The sequence below is a fragment of the Methylobacterium sp. CM6247 genome (assembly GCF_054817925.1).
The window spans coordinates 4,123,614-4,143,957 of sequence record NZ_JBTXKX010000003.1 but is presented as its reverse complement, the minus strand read 5'-3'; the positions used below and the strand labels follow the sequence as shown (position 1 = coordinate 4,143,957).

22 protein-coding genes are annotated in these 20,344 nt (G+C 67.3%); 19 read left to right on the top strand and 3 right to left on the bottom strand.

The features are described from left to right. Positions 1–24: 24 nt before the first annotated feature. Entirely contained in the window at positions 25–1,275 is a 1,251-nt protein-coding gene (locus tag ACYQOP_RS20545) for a glutamate carboxypeptidase (protein ID WP_461223687.1), read from the top strand. Positions 1,276–1,285: 10 nt separating this feature from the next. Here ACYQOP_RS20545 and ACYQOP_RS20540 read toward each other — a convergent pair whose 3' ends face one another. Beyond that, positions 1,286–1,498 carry a DUF6494 family protein gene (locus ACYQOP_RS20540; protein WP_056434031.1) on the bottom strand — a complete coding sequence of 71 codons (213 nt, stop codon included), beginning with the start codon at positions 1,496–1,498 and terminating at the stop codon, positions 1,286–1,288. Between the two features lie 164 nt (positions 1,499–1,662). Next, positions 1,663–2,025 (bottom strand): YybH family protein, encoded by a 363-nt coding sequence (locus tag ACYQOP_RS20535; RefSeq protein WP_056434034.1) that lies wholly within the window; start codon positions 2,023–2,025, stop codon positions 1,663–1,665. A 523-nt stretch (positions 2,026–2,548) separates the two neighbouring features. On the opposite strand from ACYQOP_RS20535, the gene ACYQOP_RS20530 reads away from it, so the two are divergent. The 3 genes from ACYQOP_RS20530 to ACYQOP_RS20520 all read left to right on the top strand — a co-directional run bounded on the left by ACYQOP_RS20530 (position 2,549) and on the right by ACYQOP_RS20520 (position 4,385). After that, positions 2,549–3,001 (top strand): tellurite resistance TerB family protein, encoded by a 453-nt coding sequence (locus ACYQOP_RS20530; RefSeq protein ID WP_056434039.1) that lies wholly within the window; start codon positions 2,549–2,551, stop codon positions 2,999–3,001. Between the two features lie 563 nt (positions 3,002–3,564). Next, complete coding sequence (locus tag ACYQOP_RS20525) at positions 3,565–3,816, top strand: hypothetical protein (RefSeq protein WP_461223684.1); 252 nt, start codon at positions 3,565–3,567, stop codon at positions 3,814–3,816. Between the two features lie 104 nt (positions 3,817–3,920). Next, a complete protein-coding gene (locus ACYQOP_RS20520; RefSeq protein ID WP_461223683.1) occupies positions 3,921–4,385 on the top strand; it encodes a hypothetical protein in 465 nt (154 codons plus the stop codon). A gap of 144 nt (positions 4,386–4,529) precedes the next feature. Here ACYQOP_RS20520 and ACYQOP_RS20515 read toward each other — a convergent pair whose 3' ends face one another. Continuing rightward, the gene (locus tag ACYQOP_RS20515; RefSeq protein WP_056434050.1) at positions 4,530–4,940 is read right to left on the bottom strand and encodes a hypothetical protein; all 411 of its coding nucleotides are present in this window, start codon (positions 4,938–4,940) and stop codon (positions 4,530–4,532) included. 154 nt (positions 4,941–5,094) lie between these two features. Between ACYQOP_RS20515 and ACYQOP_RS20510 the strand changes: the two genes are divergently transcribed. The 15 genes from ACYQOP_RS20510 to kdsA all read left to right on the top strand — a co-directional run bounded on the left by ACYQOP_RS20510 (position 5,095) and on the right by kdsA (position 20,326). Continuing rightward, complete coding sequence (locus ACYQOP_RS20510) at positions 5,095–5,382, top strand: MTH1187 family thiamine-binding protein (protein WP_056434053.1); 288 nt, start codon at positions 5,095–5,097, stop codon at positions 5,380–5,382. Between the two features lie 67 nt (positions 5,383–5,449). After that, positions 5,450–6,379 carry an aldo/keto reductase gene (locus ACYQOP_RS20505; RefSeq protein WP_461223682.1) on the top strand — a complete coding sequence of 310 codons (930 nt, stop codon included), beginning with the start codon at positions 5,450–5,452 and terminating at the stop codon, positions 6,377–6,379. After that, on the top strand, positions 6,363–7,112 hold the full coding sequence (locus ACYQOP_RS20500) for an NADPH-dependent F420 reductase (protein WP_461223681.1): 750 nt from the start codon (positions 6,363–6,365) through the stop codon (positions 7,110–7,112). Before ACYQOP_RS20505 ends, ACYQOP_RS20500 begins: the two co-directional genes overlap by 17 nt. Next, positions 7,109–8,494 (top strand): NTP/NDP exchange transporter, encoded by a 1,386-nt coding sequence (locus tag ACYQOP_RS20495; RefSeq protein ID WP_461223680.1) that lies wholly within the window; start codon positions 7,109–7,111, stop codon positions 8,492–8,494. Before ACYQOP_RS20500 ends, ACYQOP_RS20495 begins: the two co-directional genes overlap by 4 nt. A gap of 22 nt (positions 8,495–8,516) precedes the next feature. Then, positions 8,517–8,984: a low molecular weight protein-tyrosine-phosphatase gene (locus ACYQOP_RS20490; RefSeq protein ID WP_461223679.1), complete on the top strand. Its 468-nt coding sequence runs from the start codon at positions 8,517–8,519 to the stop codon at positions 8,982–8,984. Between the two features lie 16 nt (positions 8,985–9,000). Further along, the gene (locus ACYQOP_RS20485; protein ID WP_461223678.1) at positions 9,001–9,801 is read left to right on the top strand and encodes a fructosamine kinase family protein; all 801 of its coding nucleotides are present in this window, start codon (positions 9,001–9,003) and stop codon (positions 9,799–9,801) included. A 191-nt stretch (positions 9,802–9,992) separates the two neighbouring features. Beyond that, on the top strand, positions 9,993–10,658 hold the full coding sequence (locus ACYQOP_RS20480) for a protein-L-isoaspartate O-methyltransferase family protein (RefSeq protein ID WP_461223677.1): 666 nt from the start codon (positions 9,993–9,995) through the stop codon (positions 10,656–10,658). A 186-nt stretch (positions 10,659–10,844) separates the two neighbouring features. After that, on the top strand, positions 10,845–12,239 hold the full coding sequence (locus ACYQOP_RS20475; RefSeq protein WP_056434067.1) for a TolC family outer membrane protein: 1,395 nt from the start codon (positions 10,845–10,847) through the stop codon (positions 12,237–12,239). Between the two features lie 136 nt (positions 12,240–12,375). After that, entirely contained in the window at positions 12,376–12,975 is a 600-nt protein-coding gene (locus tag ACYQOP_RS20470; protein ID WP_200919235.1) for a DUF2497 domain-containing protein, read from the top strand. Positions 12,976–13,072: 97 nt separating this feature from the next. Further along, the gene (locus ACYQOP_RS20465; protein WP_461223676.1) at positions 13,073–15,808 is read left to right on the top strand and encodes a valine--tRNA ligase; all 2,736 of its coding nucleotides are present in this window, start codon (positions 13,073–13,075) and stop codon (positions 15,806–15,808) included. Continuing rightward, on the top strand, positions 15,805–16,527 hold the full coding sequence (locus tag ACYQOP_RS20460) for a DUF2459 domain-containing protein (protein ID WP_461223675.1): 723 nt from the start codon (positions 15,805–15,807) through the stop codon (positions 16,525–16,527). Before ACYQOP_RS20465 ends, ACYQOP_RS20460 begins: the two co-directional genes overlap by 4 nt. Before the next feature lie 93 nt (positions 16,528–16,620). Then, complete coding sequence (locus ACYQOP_RS20455) at positions 16,621–18,156, top strand: Do family serine endopeptidase (RefSeq protein WP_056434075.1); 1,536 nt, start codon at positions 16,621–16,623, stop codon at positions 18,154–18,156. Positions 18,157–18,396: 240 nt separating this feature from the next. Beyond that, entirely contained in the window at positions 18,397–18,870 is a 474-nt protein-coding gene (locus tag ACYQOP_RS20450) for a hypothetical protein (RefSeq protein WP_461223674.1), read from the top strand. Between the two features lie 42 nt (positions 18,871–18,912). Beyond that, positions 18,913–19,458, top strand: coding sequence for a hypothetical protein (locus tag ACYQOP_RS20445; protein WP_461223673.1), 546 nt, complete (start codon positions 18,913–18,915; stop codon positions 19,456–19,458). Positions 19,459–19,468: 10 nt separating this feature from the next. Next, positions 19,469–20,326, top strand: a complete 858-nt coding sequence (gene kdsA, locus ACYQOP_RS20440; RefSeq protein WP_461223672.1) for a 3-deoxy-8-phosphooctulonate synthase — start codon at positions 19,469–19,471, stop codon at positions 20,324–20,326. The last annotated feature ends 18 nt before the right edge of the window (positions 20,327–20,344 follow it).

Genomic DNA, 20,344 nt, shown 5'->3' with positions numbered 1-20,344 from the left:
CGGCCTACGACGAGAAGGATTTCCATGCGTACGACCGCGTCTCTGGCCCTCGCCGTCCTCATGGCGCTGGCGCCGCTCGCCGCCCGGTCCGCTCCGGACGACACCGTGCTCGCAGCGGTGAAGGCGCAGGACGGCCCGTATCTCGAGACGCTGAAGGGGTTGGTCGATCTCGATAGCGGCACCGGCGACGTGTCCGGCCTGTCCAAGGTCGAGGCGCTCCTAAAGGCTCGCCTCGAAGCCTCGGGACTCGCAGTCAGCACCCGCAACGCCCCCGTCTTCGGCGGAAACACGGTGATCGGTACGCGATCGGGCAGCGGCACGCGCAAGATCATGCTGCTGGTGCATTACGACACCGTGTTCGGCACGGGCGACGCTGCCAAGCGCCCCTATACCGAGCGCGACGGCCGCGCCTATGGACCGGGTGTCGCCGATGCGAAGGGCGGCATCGCGATGATCCTGCACCTCCTTTCCATCCTGGAGACCTTGCGGTTCGACGGTTACGGTACCCTCACGGTGGTCTTCAATCCCGATGAGGAGCGCGGCTCGCGTGGGTCGCGCGACGAGATCGTCAGGATCGCCCGCGATCAGGACGTGGTCCTGTCGTTCGAACCCTCCTTCGCCGAAGCCGGCGTCGATGCCGTCACCGTGGCGACGAAGGGCATCAACTACGCGAGCCTCACCGTGAAAGGCCGTGCCTCCCATGCCGGCGGCGCGCCGGAAGCCGGACGCAACGCGGTGGTCGAACTCTCCCACCAGATCCTCCAGCTTCAGGATCTCGGAGACCCAGCCAAGGGGACGAGCCTGCACTGGACCATGGTCCATGGCGGCACCAAGCCGAACATCATTCCCGATGACGCCAAGGCGGAGGGCGACATGCGCTACTTCGTGCCGAGCGAGTACGACCGCGTCCTGTCCGAGGGACGGAAGATCGCCGAATCGCATCGCGTTCCCGATACGCAGGTGACCTTCGATCTCGCCAAAGGCCGCCCGCCGCTGCCGAGCAATCCGGGGACGAAGGCCCTCGGGGAACGCGCACGCGCCATCTATGCCGAAATGGGTGCCGAGCTCATGCTGGCGGAGATCGGCGGGGGGACGGATGCGGGCTACGCCTTCCAGCCGGACAGCCCGGCGAAACCTGCTATCCTCGAATCCCTCGGCATCGTCGGGGGCCGCTATCACAGCACGGACGAGTTCGCGGTCCTCGCCAGCATCACGCCGCGGCTCTACCTCGCGACCCGCCTGTTCATGGAGGTGTCGAAGGAGGCAGGCCGCTGATCGTGACAGGTCAGCGTGTCGTGCCCGGATCTTCGCCCAGTGAGATCGTGCGCTCGACCACGTGCTCCAGCGGCGCGTTCTCGGCCGTGAGAGTCATGCGAAGCTTCAAAGACCCGCCCGGCACCTGACCCTCACGGGCCACACGCTCGATCTCACGCTGCGACGTCACTCCGACTTCCTTCAGGAACTTGCGCAGTTCGATGTTGAAGCGATCCTCGTCCATGACGTGTTCCTCCGTTTTGCCCCGATAGAGGCGATGGGACCGGTTATGACCCGGCGGGTCCGGATAGGCTCATCCCTCGAAACGGGATGTGGGCCGGGCCGGGATGCTGGCCCGGCGAACCGAGGATGGTTCAGTTCCAGATGTCGCTCAGTTCCAGGTGTCACTCAGTTCCAAGTGTGGAGCAGAGCGCGCCAACCATCGCCATGAGGCTCCAGAACGTTCACCCAATTGCCCCCATAGCTCTGGGACTGACCTCCCTCTCCCGGTCCGGTCAGCTGCCAGAGCCCGGTGAGAATGACGGTCTCGCCCCTCTGCGTGGTGTCCTGGACCGTGATCTTATGGTCCTTGAATCCCTTCGCCTGCAGGTCGGCGAAGAAAGCGGAAATCTTGTCCGCTCCCTGGACGGGCGAGCCCCCCGCCGGGATCACCTTTCCCTCGTCGCTGTAGAGCTTTCCCAATGCGGCGGTGTCGCCCTTGTTGAAGGTCTGATCCCAGAGATCAGCGATCGCTTGGCCTTGTAAACTCATCTCTTCTCCATCCGTTTCTTCGACGGTTCTGCGAGCACATATCGAAGCCGTGGTGCCCAGGGCCAAATGCCCGGAGTCCCGCCCTTGCCTTCCCGCGCGTTCCGAGCCGGCGATGCGGAATGTAGAGCGCCGTTCAGCGAAGGGGATGGCCTCCGCCGGTTCGGAGGTCGGATGGAGGTTGGTTCCGGTTCCGCATCATCCCCATCCGTCGATCGAACCTCGCCTAAACCTCAACTGCGGGCGACGCCGTGGATCGCCCGACATGGCCTGTCGGGGCTGAGGGCCCGGTTCGGCGAGACCGACCGACGTCGCGAATTCCCTCGACCGCTCCCATTGCCGTGCCACGACACCGACGATGAGTGGCGGCACCGATGACACAGGCTCTGCCATGCGGTGACGTCACCGCCTGCCGGCCTAAGAAAGCTCGTGCGTTCGGCGTGCGAACTTTGCATACGATTCCGAATGGCAGGTTCGAGCGTTGCCCGTTCGCGGCCCTCGGCCGGACCGCCCCAAGGAGTCCCTGATGGGCATTTTTCAGAACCTGCTCGAACGCGTCACCGCCTATGTCGGTGACAAGACGCTGATGTATGCGGCCGTATCCGCAGCCTCGAACGTCATCGTGGCCGACAGTGAGGTGGACGAGGCGGAGGTCGAGGTCGCACTCGCGGCCATGCGGGCGAATCCCATCATCGAGAAGGGATACGATACGCTGATGCTGGAGGCGGAACTGTTCGACGGGATCGCGCGGGCCCGGACCCGCGTCGGGCGGGCGGACAATCTGAGCCGCGTGGCCGCCATCGCCGACAGGTCCATCGATCAACGAAACGGGGTGTTCCTGATCGCGGCCGATGCCGCCGATCACGAGGGGATCAGCGACGTCGAGCACATCGCTCTCGATGAAATCGCCGCCGCCCTTCTGGTCGACAAGGAGGCTCTGCTCCGGCTGGCTCCGGTGAAGCCGTCGATCCCGTCGTAACCGGGGCGATGCGTCCTGCATGGCCGATCTAAGTCATCGATGCGAACCGGCACATCGAAGGGTGTGTCCGGCGGGCGACACCGAATGGTTAAAATCATATTAACCATTCATGACGACCACACGTTAGAAATCCTTCGACTATAGAGCCGGCATCCAACCCTTGCCGGTCATTGCCATGATCCTCGCTTCCCGCAACATCGTCAACGAACACCGCGAGATCGCCGCCATCGCGATCACCTACGGAATCTTTCTCAGTGGGATCATGCTCCTCACTTGGACTATGGCCTGACGCCGTCCACAGCGAGCCGGGCCCCTGTGTCCGGCTTCGCCCACGGCCTCGGAATCTGTGCCGGCACGACGGACGCAGCCTGAACTTGCCCTCGGGTCAAGCAGTGCACTGACGTCGTACGCCGGGAGCGCAAACCGAATGCGGTCTTCGTCAAGGAACCGATGAGCCTTCAAAGATGTTCGTCCATCCAAATTGGAGGAAATGAATGTCTGACAGCGCTTTAGCTTCGGTTATCGTCCCGTCTCTCCGGGCGGCTCGCTCGGCGAGGGAGCGGTTGGCACGTGCCGGGTTCGCCCGCAACAGCGTGGATATCGAACGCCACGGCGACGAATTCGAAGTGTCCATCAGCACGAGGACTGAGAATCTGGAGCGCGCTCAGAGCATCCTTCAGGGCAACCCCGTGGTCGGCGATCTTCGCGATGCGGGCTCACGTGCGCTCGGCGCCTTCCACGACAACCGGCCGCTCGCGCTGGGCCTCGCGGCACTGGCGGGCTTTGCCATCTTCCACGTCTCGAAGAGGCGGTGAAGCCGAGGCCGAACGCGCCGACGAAAGGGTGAGCCCGGTAGTCGCGAAGCGGACAGATGGGCGCCGTTTTGCTCCGGGCCGAAGTGGCGGTTAGACTGACCACCATGAAACATGAACCGATCCGCCGGTTTGTCATCGCGTGCCGTTTCGGGGCGGCGATGCTCGGCGGATTGTCCATGCTGATGACGACCACCGTCTTCGCTCAGTCTCCGTCACCGGCAGTTGCGGTAAACAACTGGGCGGACCTTCGCGCCACGTTGGCGTCCTGCTGGTCGGTCCCGCCGGATACCAGGGGATCGCTGATCGCGTTCCTGTTCGGCATCAGCAAGACGGGTGAGCTGCGTGGTGCACCTCTCGTCACGGCGCGCCGCCTCCAGGGCGATCAGGACGCCAGAAAACGGTTCGAGGAGGCAGCGAGGGATGCCGTGAACCGTTGCTTTCCCATGACGGTGACCCCGTCCTTCGGAGCCATCCTGGGCGAAAGCCCCATCCGCCTGCGCTTCGTCAATACGCCGCCGACGGCGGCCTACCAGATCAACAGCAACATCACGATCTTCGCACCACCCTAATCGCGCCGCATCGGGGCGGAGACGGGGTGCTTCCGATCCGTCGCTTTTCATGAGCCGGAATGGCTCGGAACAGGCGACAGCGATAAGCGCATGCAAAAAGGGCCGCCTCGCGGCGACCCCTTCGTTTCCTCATACCGTTTCGGCTCAGTAGCCGTAGTAACCACCGTATCCGTAGCCATAGGCCGGCGCGGGAGCGTAACCGCCGTAATAGCCGACGGGGCGGCCATAACCGTAACCGTCGTAGCCGTAACCACCGTTATAGGCTCCGGCCGCGATGGCTCCGGCAGCCAAGCCAGCGACGCCGAGGCCGATGGCGGCACCAGGACCGATGCCGCGACGGCCATATCCGTAACCACGACCGTAGCCGCCGCCGTAGCGACCGTAACCACCGCTGTAACGGCCATAACCGCCGCGATGACCGTATCCACCGTGGCCGCCGAAGCCACCATGACCGTATCCGCCGCCATGGCCCCAACCACGGGCTTCCGCAGGTGCCGCCGCGAGGAGGGCACCGAGGCTGACGGCCGCGGCCGAGAGGAGTGCGAGCTTGCGCATTCGAAACATCCTGTTGTGAGGTATGCCCATCAACGGACCGGGCGCCCGGCCGTTCCCATCGGCCCCTGGGCGCTGGCGACGCAGGCCGTCGAGACGCCTCTAGGACCATCGGGATCGGCCATCCCGTTTGCCCGCATTGCCAAGGAGAACCGTCATGAAAGTCGTCGCGGATCTGTGCATCGTCCCCATGGGGGTCGGACCCTCGGTCTCCTCCTACGTGAAGGAGATCAAGACCATCCTGGAGACCAGCCACCTCAACGCCGAGATGCATGCCAACGGCACGAATATCGAGGGCGAGCTCGCCGACATCTGCCGGCTCATCGAACTCTGCGAAGAGAAGCTGAGCCAGCTCGGCGTTCAGCGGGTCTTCTTCACCATGGCCTTCTCGTCGCGGCGGGACAAAGAACAGTCCATGGCCGACAAGCTGACGGCTGTTTCCTGATCCGTTGGCACCTTGGCGGCGCAGCGGAGTTGACCCTCCCCGTTCCCCGGATGAGGACCGAGCCCGCATGCATCCATCCCGACGTGCGTTCCTGGCCGGTGCCGGCCTGGCTCCCCTGATCGTGCCGCTGCTACAGCGCGCCACGTCCCCGGCCCATGCGGAGGAGGGCGGTCTGATCCGCCGCGCCATCCCGTCCTCCGGCGAGATGCTCCCCGCCATGGGGATCGGTACGTCACGCCGCTACGAGGTCGAGCCGATTCCCGAAAAGATCGCGCCCCTGCGCGAGGCGGTGCAGCGGTTCGTGGCGCTCGGCGGGTCGGTCATCGACACGGCGCCGAGCTACGGCACGGCCGAGGACGTCCTCGGCCAGATCCTGTCCCAGGACGGTCTGCGCGAGAAGGTGTTCCTCTGCAGCAAGGTCGGGACACCGGGCCGCGAGGCCGGCGCGGCCGAGATCGCACGCTCCTTCCGCCGCATGGCGACCGACAGGATCGACCTCGTGGCGGTCCACAACCTCAGCGATACGGCAATGAACCTCGCCACGTTGCGTGAGCTCAAGGCCGAAAAGAAGATCCGCTACATCGGCGTCACGGTCTGGCAAGACAGCCAGTTCGCGGATCTCGAGGCGGTGATGCGGCGCGAGACGATGGATTTCATCCAGGTCAATTACGCCCTCGACGACCGCCGCGCCGCCGAACGCATCCTGCCGCTGGCGAAAGAGCGCGGCATGGCGGTGATGGTGAACGTGCCCTTCGGGCGCGACCGCCTGTTCAAGGCCGTGCAGGGACGCGACCTGCCGCCCTGGACGGCGGAGTTCGACTGCGCGAGCTGGCCGCAATTCTTCCTGAAATACGTCCTCGCCCACGAGGCCGTCACCTGCCCGATCCCCGGCATGGCCAAGGCGGCTTATGTCGAGGACAATCTCGGCGCGGCACGCGGCCGGTTGCCCGATGCCGCCCAGCGAACCCGAATGGAGGCCTATGTCGACGCGCTCTGATGTCCTCAACCGCCGTGCCGTCATCGCTCTTGTAGGCGGCTTTCTCGCCGCTTCGAGCCTGCTGGCATCACCCTGTCCCGCCTCGGCCCAGGCTGCACCGCAGCCGGTCCGCATCGGCATCGTCGGGGCCGGCAATATCGGCGGCACGATCGGTGGCCTCTGGGCGAAGGCCGGCCACGAGGTGATGCTGTCGTCGCGCCACCCGGAGGAGCTGAAGGGCCTCGTCGAGGAACTCGGGCCGAAGGCGAGGGCGGGCAGCCCGGCCGAGGCCATCGCGTTCGGCGACGTCATCCTCATCGCGGTGCCCTACAAGGCTTATCCGCAGCTGGCGCAGGACCATGCCGCCGCGCTCAAGGGCAAGGTGGTGATCGATGCCGGCAACGCGACCCAGGCCCGTGACGGCGAGGTCTATGGCGAGGTCCAGGCCAACGGCATCGCGGCGGTCTCGGCCAAATATCTGAACGGGGCGAAGATCGTCCGGGCCTTCAACGCGGCCAATTACAAGGTCTTCGCCAAGAACGCCCATCGCCAAGGCGGACTCATGGCGATCCCCATCGCCGGCGACGATCCCGCGGCGCTCGCGATCGCTTCCCAACTCGTCAAGGATGCGGGCTTCGATCCGGTGGAGGTCGGGCCGCTGGCCAAGGCGGACAGCTTCGCCATGGGCTCCCCCGGCTTCGGCCTCGACCTGAATGCGGAGGAATCGCGGGCGCGCTTCGGGGTCACCCGTTGAGCGACGGGCCAGGGCTGGCAAAGCCGCTGCCCGCCGAAAGTGGCGGCTACGTCCCGCCCTGGCTGCGGCGGCTCATCGACGTACTGGCGGAGGAGGTGCCGGCCCTTGCATGGTCCTGGGCCTACATCTTCTCGATCCTGGCCGCCTACTACGTCCTCCGGCCGATCCGCGACCAGATGGGTGTCGCCGGCGGGCTGGAGAACCTGCCCTGGCTGTTCACCGGCACCCTCGTGGGCATGCTGGCGCTGAACGTCCCCTTCGCCTGGCTCGTGAAGACATTGCCACGCGCCCGGTTCGTGCCGCTGACCTATCGGTTCTTCGCCGCCAACATCGTGCTGTTCGCCGGGGCGCTCTATTTCGCCGGGCCGGAGGGCGACGTCTGGATCGGCCGGGCCTTCTTCGTCTGGCTCTCGATCTTCAACCTGTTCGTGGTCTCGGTGTTCTGGGCCACCATCGTCGATGTGTTCTCCACCGAGCAGGGCAAGCGCCTGTTCGGCTTCATCGCCGCCGGCGCGACTCTCGGGGCGATCGCTGGATCGGCGACGACGGCGATCCTTGCCCGCGACGTGCCGACCTGGGCGCTCCTCATCGGCGCGGCCCTGCTCCTCGAGGTGGCGGTGTTCAGCATGCGCGGCCTCGCGCGCCTGTCCGACCGCCTGAACCGGGCTCCCGTCACGGGCGACGCCGCCCCGAGCGAGGCCATCGGCGGCAGCGCCTTCGCGGGCATCACCCGCACGTTCCAATCGCCCTACCTGCTTAATATCGGGCTGTTCCTGCTGCTGTTCTCGGTGACCTCGACCTTCCTGTATTTCGAGCAGGCCGGCATCGCCAAGCGCAGCTTCCCCGATCGTGGGTCGCAGACGGCCTTCTTCGCCAGCGTCGACCTGCTGGTGAACCTGCTCACCCTCGGCGTGCAATTCTTCCTTACCGGCCGGATCGTGCGGCGCATCGGGGTCGGCCCCGCCCTCGCGCTCCTGCCGGCGGCCAGCATCCTCGGATTTGCAGCGCTCGCCGTCTCGCCCACGATCACGGCAATCGTGGCGTTCCAGGTCTTCCGGCGGGCCGGCAACTTCGCCATCGCCCGGCCGATCCGCGAGGTGCTGTTCACGGTGGTCCCGCGTGAGGACCGCTACAAGGCGAAGAACTTCATCGACACCGTGGTCTACCGCACCGGCGACCAGATCGGCGCATGGTCCTTCGCGGGGATCGCGGCCCTCGGTCTCGGTTCGACGGCCGTGGCGGTCACGGCTGTGCCGCTCTCGGCCGCTTGGCTCCTGAACAGCCTCTGGCTCGGCCGTCGGCAGGAGGCGAGGCGGGTCGCGATGGAAGAAGCGGAAGGCTCCGACAAGGATCGGGCGACCGGGCCGTCGCGCGACAACTGACATCGACATTCGAGGAGCCGTTATGTCCGCAGGCAAGCCAGCCGTCCTGTTCGTGTGCCTGGGCAACATCTGTCGTTCGCCCCTGGCGGAGGCGGCGTTCCGCGTCGAGGCCGAGCGGGCGGGTCTCGACGCGGAGGTCGATTCGGCCGGCACCGGCGGCTGGCATGCGGGCGAACCGCCCGACCCGCGTGCCCTGGCCGTCGCCCGGCGCAACGGCGTCGATATGTCCGGCTACCGCGCCCGTCAGGTCGAGCCTGCGGATTTTGCCCGCTTCAGCCACATCGTCGCCCTCAATGGCGACAATCTCGCCGTGCTGCGCAGGCTTCGACCGAAAGAGGGCGCCGCGTTGTCGCTTCTCCTCGACCATGTGCCCGGGCGCAGGGGAGAGGCGGTCGCCGACCCCTATTACGGCGCCGATGCGGGGTTCGACGCCACCTGGGCCGACGTGACCCTGGGCGCCCGTCACCTCGTGCGCGCGCTCAAGGCATGACGCCTCTGGCCGAGCCATGATGCCACTGGCAGAGCGTGGAGCGGCGCTGCTCGGGCGCCGTCTCGTGCGGGTCGAGCCCATGAGCGGCGGCAACCTCTCCGGCCTCGTGCGGATCCTGCTCGACGACGGCAGCGCGGCGATCGTCAAGGATGGACCCGATCCACTGGCGGAAGCCGGGATGCTCCGCGCGATCCGCGCCGCCGGAATTCCCGCGCCGGAGGTGTTCGCGGCCGATGCCCGGACCCTCGTGATCGAGCCCCTGCCGGCCCGCGGCGGCAACGCGGATGCGGATCTCGGCCACGTGGTGGCGCGCCTCCATGCCCTGACCGGCGACAATTACGGCTGGACCCGCGATTACGCCTTCGGGACGGCGCGGATCGACAATCGCCGGAGCGAGAATTGGCCCGACTTCTGGAGCGAGCACCGGCTGCTCTGCCACGCTCCTCATCTCGACCCCACGCTCAGGCGAAGGATCGAGGCCCTGGCGAGGGCGCTCCCCGAGCGTCTTCCGGCCCGTCCGCGTCCGTCCCTGCTGCATGGCGACCTGTGGAGGGGCAACGTCCTGATCGACGGCGACCGCGTCTCCGGGCTCATCGACCCCGCCTGCTACCACGGCCATGCCGAAGTGGACCTCGCGATGCTGTCGCTGTTCGGTGCGCCCGGCCCGGCCTTCCGAGAGGCGTATGGTGCGGCCGAATCGGGCATGCCCGAGCGTCGGGCGATCTATCAGTTGTGGCCGGCGCTGGTGCATCTGCGCCTGTTCGGATCGGGTTACCGCTCCATGGTCGAGACGCTGCTCGACGCCACCGGCTGCTGAAACCTCCGCCCATTCCATCAGGCCGGAAGCGGAGCCGTCTTCCGTCGACCCGACCACGCCTCGAACCTTGCGTTTTGAGGGCCGATCCACGACAACCCGGCAAGCTTCGGCGCTGGCGTCCGGCCCCTTCCGAATATCCGGATGAGGCGGAGGGGCGCCTACGGTCGATGCGGCGAGGGAAGACGAAACCCATGCTCGATTACGCGCAGGCGCGACGCCTCATGGTGGATTGTCAGTTGCGGACTTTCGATGTCAACGACATCCCCGTCCTCGACGCTTTCGAAGCCGTGCCGCGCGAGCGCTTCGTGCCGCAGGGCCGTGAGGACTTCGCCTATATCGACCAATCCCTCCGCATCACCGGACAGGATCCGGCGACATCGGATCGCGCCGTCCCGGCCCCGATGATCCTGGCCCGCATGATCCAGGCGCTGCAGCTCGCGCCGGGCCAGGTCGCCCTCGATGTCGCCACCGGCTACGGTTACGCCGCCGCCATCATGCGGCAGCTCGGCGTGCGGGTCGTCGCCCTCGAATCCGACGAGACCCTCGCCGCCGAGGCCGAGAGCCGCCTGTCGGGCACGGACGGTATCGAGATCGTTCACGGTCCTTTGCAGGAGGGGGCGGCGAAGTCGGGGCCGTTCGACGCGATCCTCGTCAACGGCCGCGTCGAGACGAGGCCTCAATCCCTCCTCGATCAGTTGAAGGATGGCGGACGCCTCGTCTGCGTGATGGGTCGCGACAGGGCCGCGAAGGCCACCCTGTTCATCAGGACCGGGGATGCTTTCGGAGCGCGGCCGCTCTTCGACGCCTCGCTTCCGGCCCTCTCGGCGTTCAGCGCGGATTCCCATTTTTCGTTCTAGCCGCGGGAGCAGGTGTCGCTTTTATGCGGCACTGCGCCATCAATCTCGCGCCTAATCCCTCTCCGCCGATGCCCTGAAGCACAACCTCCGCTAAGCTGACCTGTGAGGCGGGCAATCCGGATGGCACCCTAGGCGCTATGGCTGTGACGAACAGCCGACCGGTTCATCGAGAAACCGCAAGGGCAGATGGACGTGAGACAACGCAAACTTGCGAAAAGCTTCCGGCTACGGCTGGGTGGCTTCGCCGCGCTGACGCTCGCCGCCGCCTCTCCGGCCGTGGCCGAGACGCTGGATAGCGCGCTGGCCCGTGCCTATGGCGCCAACCCAGCGCTGAACGCCTCGCGTGCGGGATTGCGCGCTACCGATGAGAACGTCGCGCAGGCCAAGTCCGGCTACCGCCCCACCGTGAGTCTCGACGCCGATATCGGCCTCACCCAGAGTCAGGGCCGTGTGAGCGGCATCTCTCTCAATCAGGTGACGAAGCCCGGCGGCGCCGGGCTGACGATCAACCAGACCCTGTTCAACGGCTTTCAGACCGACAACCAGACCCGTCGGGCCCAGTCGGACGTGCTCGGCACGCGCGAATCGCTGCGCGCCACCGAGATGACGACCCTGTTCAACGCCGCCCAGATCTACATGTCGGTCCTCAGCGACACGGCGACCCTGGAACTGCGCCGCAACAACGTCGAGGTGCTCGAGGAGCAGCTGCGCCAGACCCGCGACCGCTTCAATGTCGGCGAGGTCACCCGGACCGACGTCGCCCAGGCCGAAGCCCGTCTCGCCGGTGCGCGATCCGACGTCAGCGGCGCGGAGGCGAACCTGCGCGCCAGCATCGGCACGTACCGGCGCATCATCGGCGTCGAGCCGCGGCAGCTGGCGCCGGGACGTCCCCTCGACCGGTTCGTGCCGCCGAACCTCGACAACGCCATCTCCATCGGCCTGAAGGAGCATCCGCAGATCATGTCCTCGCTTCATGCGGTGGATGTGGCCGAAGCGCAGGTGAAGATTTTCGAAGGCGCGCTCTATCCGACCGCCGCCCTGCAAGGCAGCGTCCAGCAGCGCTACGATACGCAGTTCCCGGGCGATAACGGCGTGACCGCCTCCATCGTCGGCCGCATCTCGGTCCCTCTCTACGAGGGCGGCCAGACCTATTCGCAGATCCGCCAGGCCAAGGAACTGGTGGGTCAGGCGCGGATCAACGTCGAGGATATCCGCGACCAGGTCCGGTCGGCCATCGTCACGGCCTGGGGTCGTCTCGAGGCAGCTAAGGCCCAGGTCATCGCATCGCAGGCCCAGGTGCAGGCCAACGAAGTGGCGCTGAACGGCGTGCGCGAGGAGGCCCGTGTCGGCCAGCGCACCACGCTCGACGTGCTGAACGCTCAGCAGGAACTGCTGAACTCGCGCGTGAACCTCATTCTCGCCCAGCGCGACCGCGTGGTGAATTCCTACGGCGTGGTCCAGGCGGTAGGCCGCCTCACCGTGCGCTTCACGTCGATCCCGGTGGTGGCTTACAGCCCGAAGGAGCATTTCGACCAGATCAAGGATCTCTGGTACGGCGTGCGTACGCCTGACGGACGCTGAGGGTCGCGAGGAACTCGCAGGGCGTCGGTGTTATCCTGTGCCTTGCGCCCTGCCGGTCCTTGTTTCCGGCGCCCGTGGTGAAATACTCAGAGTGATCGAAATACTTCTTTAACCATGTGACCCGAGCGTCGTCCGGATGAGTGCAGCGAGCCCCAAGACGCCGGAAAAGGGCCAGGAACCCTCCATGGAGGAGATCCTGGCATCCATTCGCCGGATCATCGCCGACGACCAGAACGCCAAGGCGGAGGTGGTCTCGCCGGTTCGCTCCACTCCGCCGCTGCCGGAGAACGACGACGTGCTCGACCTCGCCGAGGTCGCGCAGCCCCGCAAGCCCCAGCCCGCCCCCATGGAGGAGCCGGAGATCGACTTCGCCGAGAGCGGGCAGATCGACTTCGACTCGATTTCCTTCGACGACGACGAGCCCGAACCGGAGCCCCTGCCGCCACCGGTGGTGCGTCAGCCCGAGCCGCCCCGCGCCGCCCCCCGCCAGGAACCGGTGGAGGCCCCGCGCGAGAGCCTGAAGCAGCGCCTCGTTTCCGACCTGACCGATGCCAGCGTCGGCCATGCGTTCCAGCTTCTTGCCGGCACGAGGGTGAGCCAGAATGCCCGGACCATCGAGGACATGGTGCAGGACATGCTCCGGCCGATGCTGCAATCCTGGCTCGACGACAACCTGCCGGGCATGGTCGAACGCCTCGTCCGCGCCGAGATCGAGCGCGTGGCGCGGGGCCGCTGACCGCCCTCCGATGTTGACGCGGAGGACGTGACGGGGTGAAAGCGGGCCAATACGCGGTCTGACGGCCGCCTCGCACGAACTGGCCCGACGCAAGCCCATGATGGACAAGACCTTCGATCCCGCCGCCGTCGAGGCGCGCATCGCGTCCGCCTGGGAGGCGGGTGACGCATTCAAGGCCGGACGGCCGGAGCGCGCGGGCGCCAAGCCCTTCACCATGGTGATCCCGCCGCCGAACGTCACCGGCAGCCTGCATATGGGTCACGCCCTCAACAACACTCTGCAGGACATCCTCTGCCGCTTCGAACGCATGCGCGGGCGCGACGTGCTGTGGCAGCCGGGCACGGACCATGCCGGCATCGCGACCCAGATGGTGGTGGAGCGCCGCCTCGCCGAGGCGAAGCAGCCGGGCCGGCGGGAGCTCGGCCGCGAGGCCTTCGTCGAGAAGGTCTGGGCCTGGAAGGCCGAGTCCGGCGGGGCCATCGTCAACCAGCTGAAGCGGCTGGGCGCCTCCTGCGACTGGTCGCGCGAGCGCTTCACCATGGGCCTGTCCGGCCAGCCCGACGACCAGATGGTCCGCGCCGTCACCAAGACCTTCGTCGATCTCCACGCTCAGGGGCTGATCTACCGCGACAAGCGCCTCGTGAACTGGGATCCGAAGTTCCAGACCGCGATCTCAGATCTCGAAGTCCTGCAGGTCGAGGTGAAGGGCCATCTCTGGCACTTCGATTATCCGATCGTCGACGAGGCGGGCTCCGAGACCGGCGAGGTCATCACCGTGGCCACCACCCGCCCCGAGACCATGCTCGGCGACACGGCGGTCGCGGTCCATCCCGACGACGAGCGCTATACGCATCTCGTCGGCAAGCATGTGCGCCTGCCGCTGGTCGGCCGTCTGATCCCCATCGTCGCCGATACCTATTCGGACCCGGAGAAGGGCACCGGCGCCGTCAAGATTACCCCGGCGCACGACTTCAACGATTTCGAGGTGGGCAAGCGAGCCGGCTGCACGCCGATTAACATCCTGGATCCGGAAGCGCGCATAACCCTCGACGGAAACGCGGCTTTCCTGAAGGACTCGAACCCTGAGCCCGAGGCTCTGGCTCTGCACGGCCTCGACCGGTTCGAGGCGCGGAAGCGCGTCGTCGCCCTGATGGAGGCGCGCGAGCGCCTGCGGCTCACCGAGCCCAACACCCATGCGGTCCCGCATGGCGACCGTTCGAACGTGGTCATCGAGCCCTACCTCACCGACCAGTGGTACGTGAACGTGAAGCCTCTGGCCGAGCGTGCGCTACAGGCCGTGCGCGATGGGAAAACCCGTTTCGTTCCGGAGAATTACGAGCGGACCTTCTTCCAGTGGCTTGAGAATATCGAGCCCTGGTGCATCTCGCGCCAGCTCTGGTGGGGCCACCAGATCCCGGTCTGGTACGATGACGAGGGCGGCATCTTCGTGGCCTCCAGCGAGACGGAAGCCCTGGAGCAGGCGACGGCCAAGCACGGCCGCGCCGTGGCCCTGCGTCGCGACGAGGATGTCCTCGACACGTGGTTCTCCTCAGCCCTGTGGCCGTTCTCGACGCTCGGCTGGCCCGACGCGACGCCGGAGCTCGACCGCTACTATCCGACCAACACCTTGGTCACTGGCAAGGACATCATCTTCTTCTGGGTCGCCCGGATGATGATGCTCGGCCTCCACGTCACCGACAGGGTGCCGTTCGATACGGTCTATCTCCACACCCTGGTGCGCGACGCCTCGGGCGCCAAGATGTCGAAGTCGAAGGGCAATGTCGTCGATCCGCTCGGCCTCATCGACCAGTACGGCGCCGATGCCCTCCGCTTCACCCTGGCCGCCATGGCCGCGCAGGGCAGGGACATCAAGCTCGCGGTGAACCGTGTCGAAGGCTACCGCAACTTCGCGACCAAGCTCTGGAACGCCTCGCGCTTCGCCGAGATGAACGGCTGCGTGCTCCGCGCCGATTACCGCCCGGAAGCCGCCACCGAGACCCTGAACCGCTGGGCGCTGGGCGAGGCCGCGCGCGCCGTGGCCGAGGTGTCGACGGCGCTCGACGCCTACCGCTTCAACGACGCGGCGGCGGCCGCCTACCGCTTCGTCTGGAATATTTTTTGTGATTGGTATCTCGAACTCGCCAAGCCGGTGCTTCAAGGCGAGAGCGTCGATGCCGGCCTCAAGGCCGAGACGCAGGCCACGGTGGCGTTCCTGATCGACCAGATCGCCAAGCTGCTGCATCCGTTCATGCCGTTCCTCACCGAGGAACTCTGGGCGATCAAGGGCGAGGGCATCGCCGAGCGTGGGCTCCTGGCGCTGGCGCCGTGGCCCGACCTGTCGGGGCTGGCGGATGCTCGGGCCGAAGCCGAGATCGGCTGGGTGGTGGACCTCGTCTCCGAGATCCGCTCCGCCCGTTCGGAGACCAACGTGCCGGCCGGTGCCCAGATTCCCCTGGTCATCGTCGGCGCCGACGAGGCCCTGCTGGCGCGGGCAGCGCAGTGGCAGGACACGCTCCTGCGCCTCGCCCGCTTATCGGAGATTTCCTTCGCCGAGACCCCGCCGAAGAACGCGGTCCAGCTGCTGGTGCGCGGCTCGGTGGCGGCGCTGCCCCTGGAGGGCATCGTCGACCTCAAGGCCGAGGTCGCCCGCCTGAACAAGGAGGCGGTGAAGGCGGCCTCCGAGATCGGAAAGATCGAGGCCAAGCTCGGCAATGCCGACTTCCTCGCCCGCGCGCCCGACGAGGTGGTGGACGAGCAGCGCGAGCGCCGCGACGCGGAAGCCGCACGGCTGGAGAAGATCCGCGAGGCCCTGGCGCGGTTGTCCGACGCGTGATCCTGCGCCGGCTGGGCCAGGGCCTCGCCGGCCTGTTGTTTCTCCTCGTCCTCGCCGCGATCGTCACAGCGAGTTCCAGAGACCCGGCGCTCTATCCCGCTCCCGACGACGACTCACAAAACATCGAACTCGTCAGCCACGGCTGGCATTCGGGGCTCGTGATCCCACGCGAGGCCCTCACCGGGGAGGGCGCCGGCACGGCTTTGCGGAGCATCGCCACGCGCTTCCGGGCCTATCCGGGGATCGAGTTCGGCTGGGGCGAGGCCCGCTTCTACCGGGCGACGCCGACACTGGCTCAGTTCGACCTGCGCCTCGCCCTCGAAGCCCTGTTCACCCCCGGCGGCCGCGAGGGCGTCGTCCAGGTGGTGGGCCTCGAAGACGATACCCGGACGAGCTTCCCGCATTCGGACATCGTCCCCATCCGGGTCTCGAAGGCCGGCCTCGCCCGTCTGCTCGCCCGCCTCGACGCGAGCTTCCGCCTCGCCGACAACGTCCCCATCGAGGGCGGTCCCGGCCTCTACGGGCCGAGCCTGTTCTACGAAGGGCAGGGCCGCTTCAGCGCCGCCAACGTCTGCAACCACTGGGCCGCCCGCCTCCTCCACGCCGCCGGCCTGCCGATCACGCCCGTCCTCGACACGCACCCGGCGGGATTGCTGCTGGATCTGAGATGGCGGGCGGGGGTGAGGGCGCTCCCGGCTCCCAACCTGTCCAAACCGTAATCTCGGCGACACGGCCGGGTCAGGCTGAGGTCTCTACATGGAGGGTCATGGCCCCGCTCAGCGGGGACACGACCTTTCCGGAGAGACCTGTCCATGACGTCGTCCACCTCTCGCCTGCGCCGCAACGCCCTCGCCTCCGTCGCCGCCATCGCCATCGCTGCGACGGGAGCCGCGGGCATCAGCCTGACTCAGCCCTCCACCCCGGCCTATGCCCAGGCCCTGTCCAAGAACCCCATCGACGTGCCGGACCATCCGCCCGGCTCCTTCGCCAGCGTGGTAGACAAGGTGAAGCCCGGCGTGGTCGCCGTGAAGGTGAAGCTCGACGACAGCGCCGGCATGGACGACGATGACGGCCCCGGGCAGGGCCAGGGCCAGCAGGTTCCGCCGCAGCTGCGCGAGTTCTTCAAGCGCTTCGGCCAGGGCGGACCCGGCCAGGGCCAGGGCTTCGGCGGTCCCTCGCCCAAGCGCCAGGGCCAGCGCGGCGCCATGGGTTCGGGCTTCATCATCTCGGCCGATGGCTACGTCGTCACCAACAATCACGTGGTCGACAAGGCCAAGACCGTGCAGGTCACGCTCGACGACAACCGCACCCTCGACGCCAAGGTCATCGGCAAGGACCCCAAGACCGATCTGGCGCTGCTCAAGATCACCGAAGGCGGCACTTTCCCCTACGTCTCGCTGGGCAAGACCGCGCCCCGCGTCGGCGATTGGGTGGTGGCCATCGGCAACCCGTTCGGCCTCGGCGGTACGGTCACCGCCGGCATCGTCTCGGCCCGTGGCCGCGATATCGGCGCCGGCCCCTATGACGACTTCCTGCAGATCGATGCGCCCATCAACAAGGGTAATTCCGGCGGCCCGACCTTCAATGTCGGCGGCGAAGTGGTGGGCGTGAACACCGCCATCGCCTCCCCCTCGGGCGGCAGCGTGGGTCTCGCTTTCGCCATCCCGGCGGAGACCGTGCAGGCGGTGGTCGACCAGCTCCGGGCGGACGGCAAGGTGGCCCGCGGCTATCTCGGCGTGCAGGTCCAGCCGGTGACGAAGGACATCGCCGACGGCCTCGGCCTCGACAAGGCCAAGGGCGCCCTCGTCGATCACGCCGAACCCGGCACCCCGGCGGCTAAGGCCGGCCTCAAATCCGGCGACGTGATCGAATCGGTCAATGGCGCACCGGTGAACGATGCCCGCGAATTGTCCCGCCGCATCGCCGGCCTGAAGCCCGGCGCCAAGGTGGAGCTCGCCTATCTGCGCGGCGGCAAGTCCGACACCGCCACGGTGGAGCTCGGCGCCCTGCCGAACGACCCGAAGGCAGGCAACGACAACCGCAGCAGCTCGTCGAGCGACGGCCAGCCGCGCCTCGGCCTCAGCCTCGCCCCGGCCTCGCAGGTCGGCGCCGGCGACGAGGGCGTCGCGGTGATGGATGTCGATCCCGACGGTCCGGCCGCGGCCAAGGGCATCGAGCAGGGCGATATCATCCTCGATGTGGCCGGCTCCAGCGTCTCGAAGCCCTCGGAGATCGCCGAGCGCATCAAGGCGGCCGAGGCCAGCGGCCGCAAGGCGGTGCTGATGCGGGTCAAGAGCACCAAGGGCGTGACCCGCTTCGTCGCCGTGGCCCTCAACAAGGCCGGCTGAACACTCAGCCGGGGGCGCGATGAGCCCCCGGCCTCTTCGCAGACGAGGTCTCGACCAGAGCCGGCCCGTTCCTTCGGGCCGGCTCTTCGCATGACTGTCCCCTCAGCCAACAGGACCGAATCTTGCCTCGGTCACGAAGGTGCCTTCGCGCACGCCGATGCCGGATCCTGTCGCAATCCAGAGATATGACGAAGCGAAGCTACGGGTCTGCTGTTGCGAACATGGAAGGGGGAGAATCCGATGCCTGTTCTTAAGCGGATCCTGGTGGCTGGCCTGCCCCTCGTCGCTCTCTCCTCGACGATCGCTCCGACAGGGCCTGCCCATGCCAAGTCGGTGGCGGCGAAGCCGGTCTGGGCCACGGGCACCTTCGTTTTTGCGGATCTCTGCACGACGCCCGAAAGTGGCGAGCGGGCAGGGCGGCGGATCACGCTCAAGCGTTCTCCCACCGGCAACGTGCTGGTTTACGAAACCCCATTCCAATCGGCGCAGGCCGAAAGCCTCACCCTCGATGACGACACCAAGGGCTTGTCGTTCCTGGTCGGCGGCGAACGAGGCCATGTCGCCTTCCACGGAACCCTGACGACGGATGCGCTGGTGGGCACGGTGGAAGACGAGACCGGCGCCTATCCGTTGCGAGTGCGCCGGGTCCTTCGCTCGCACGCCCACGAGCCCTGTCCCGCCGATGTCACGGGATCGATCGGAACGCCACGCTGAGATCGTTGGGCTCGAGCGGCGGCCTGCTTTAGGATCGGGCCCATGAAAGCCCGATCCTTCTCATTCATCGCCTGCCTCCTGACCGCCGTCGCCTTGTCCTCGACACCGGATCCGGCGAAAGCAGGCGATTCCTGCGATCGACTCGCCGCGCGGATGATCCGGGCCACCGGCGCGTCTCTGGCCGGGCGCGAGGCGTCTCTCGCTGTGTTCCGCGCCGGGGATGCCGATCGCATGAGCCTCGATTGCCGGGCGCCGACGCGGATGGCGTTCGGGTCGCGCGACCATGAGCCGGCCGGAGCCTTTTTCGTCCTGATCGGCCTGGCGGCGGAAGGGCTGGTGGGTGCGAAGGCCGGAAAGGTTGAGGCCCTGGCCCACACCCTCCATCGAGAGTCTCGCCTCACGGGGGTGCCGCAGGCGGGACAGGCGGGGAATGCGGCCCTGCGATGCGAGACGAGCGGGCAGGGGCTCGCCGATACCCTCGGCCTGGGCGGCCCGGCGCCCGATCTCACGCGCTGCATGCTCACACGGCATCGTCGGACGATCCTTCGCCGTCGCGCCGGCCTTTTCGACGGGGCTCAGGCGGGCTAGACCGGGCGCCATGTCCGAACCCGCTCGCTCACCCGCCGGTCCCGTCGTGATGGCGGGGTCCACCGCCTTCGCCAACCACCTGCCCTTCGCGCTCATTGCCGGCCCATGCCAGCTCGAGAGCCGCGACCACGCCATCGAAATTGCCGACGCGCTCAAGGGCATGACCGACCGTCTCGGGATCGGCCTCGTCTTCAAGGGCTCGTTCGACAAGGCCAACCGGACCTCCGGCTCCACCGCGCGCGGCCTTGGCCTTGCCGGGGCATTGCCGATCTTCGCCGACATCAAGGAAAGGTTCGGTCTCCCAGTCCTCACCGACGTCCACGAAGCGTCGCAATGCGCACCGGCTGCGGAGATCATCGACGTCCTCCAGATCCCAGCCTTCCTGTGCCGGCAGACCGACCTGCTCCTGGCGGCCGCCGCCACGGGCCGCGCGGTGAACGTGAAGAAGGGCCAGTTCCTCGCCCCCTGGGACATGGCTCATGTCGCCGCCAAGGTCACGAATGCCGGTAATCCCAACGTGCTGGTCACCGAACGGGGAGCCTCGTTCGGCTACAACACCCTCGTCTCCGACATGCGCAGCCTGCCGATCATGGCCCAGGTGACGCACGGTGCCCCCGTCGTGTTCGACGCGACCCATTCGGTGCAGCAGCCGGGCGGGCAGGGTGCCACCTCCGGCGGGCAACGCGAGTTCGTGGCGGTACTGGCCCGTGCCGCTGTGGCGGTGGGGGTCGCTGGCCTGTTCATCGAGACCCATCCCGATCCGGACCATGCCCCGTCGGACGGCCCCAACATGGTTCCTCTCCGGGCGATGCCGGCGTTACTGGAGACCCTGCAGGCTTTCGATCGCTTGGCAAAGTCGAGCGGCTGACCGAGTCACGCCCCTCGG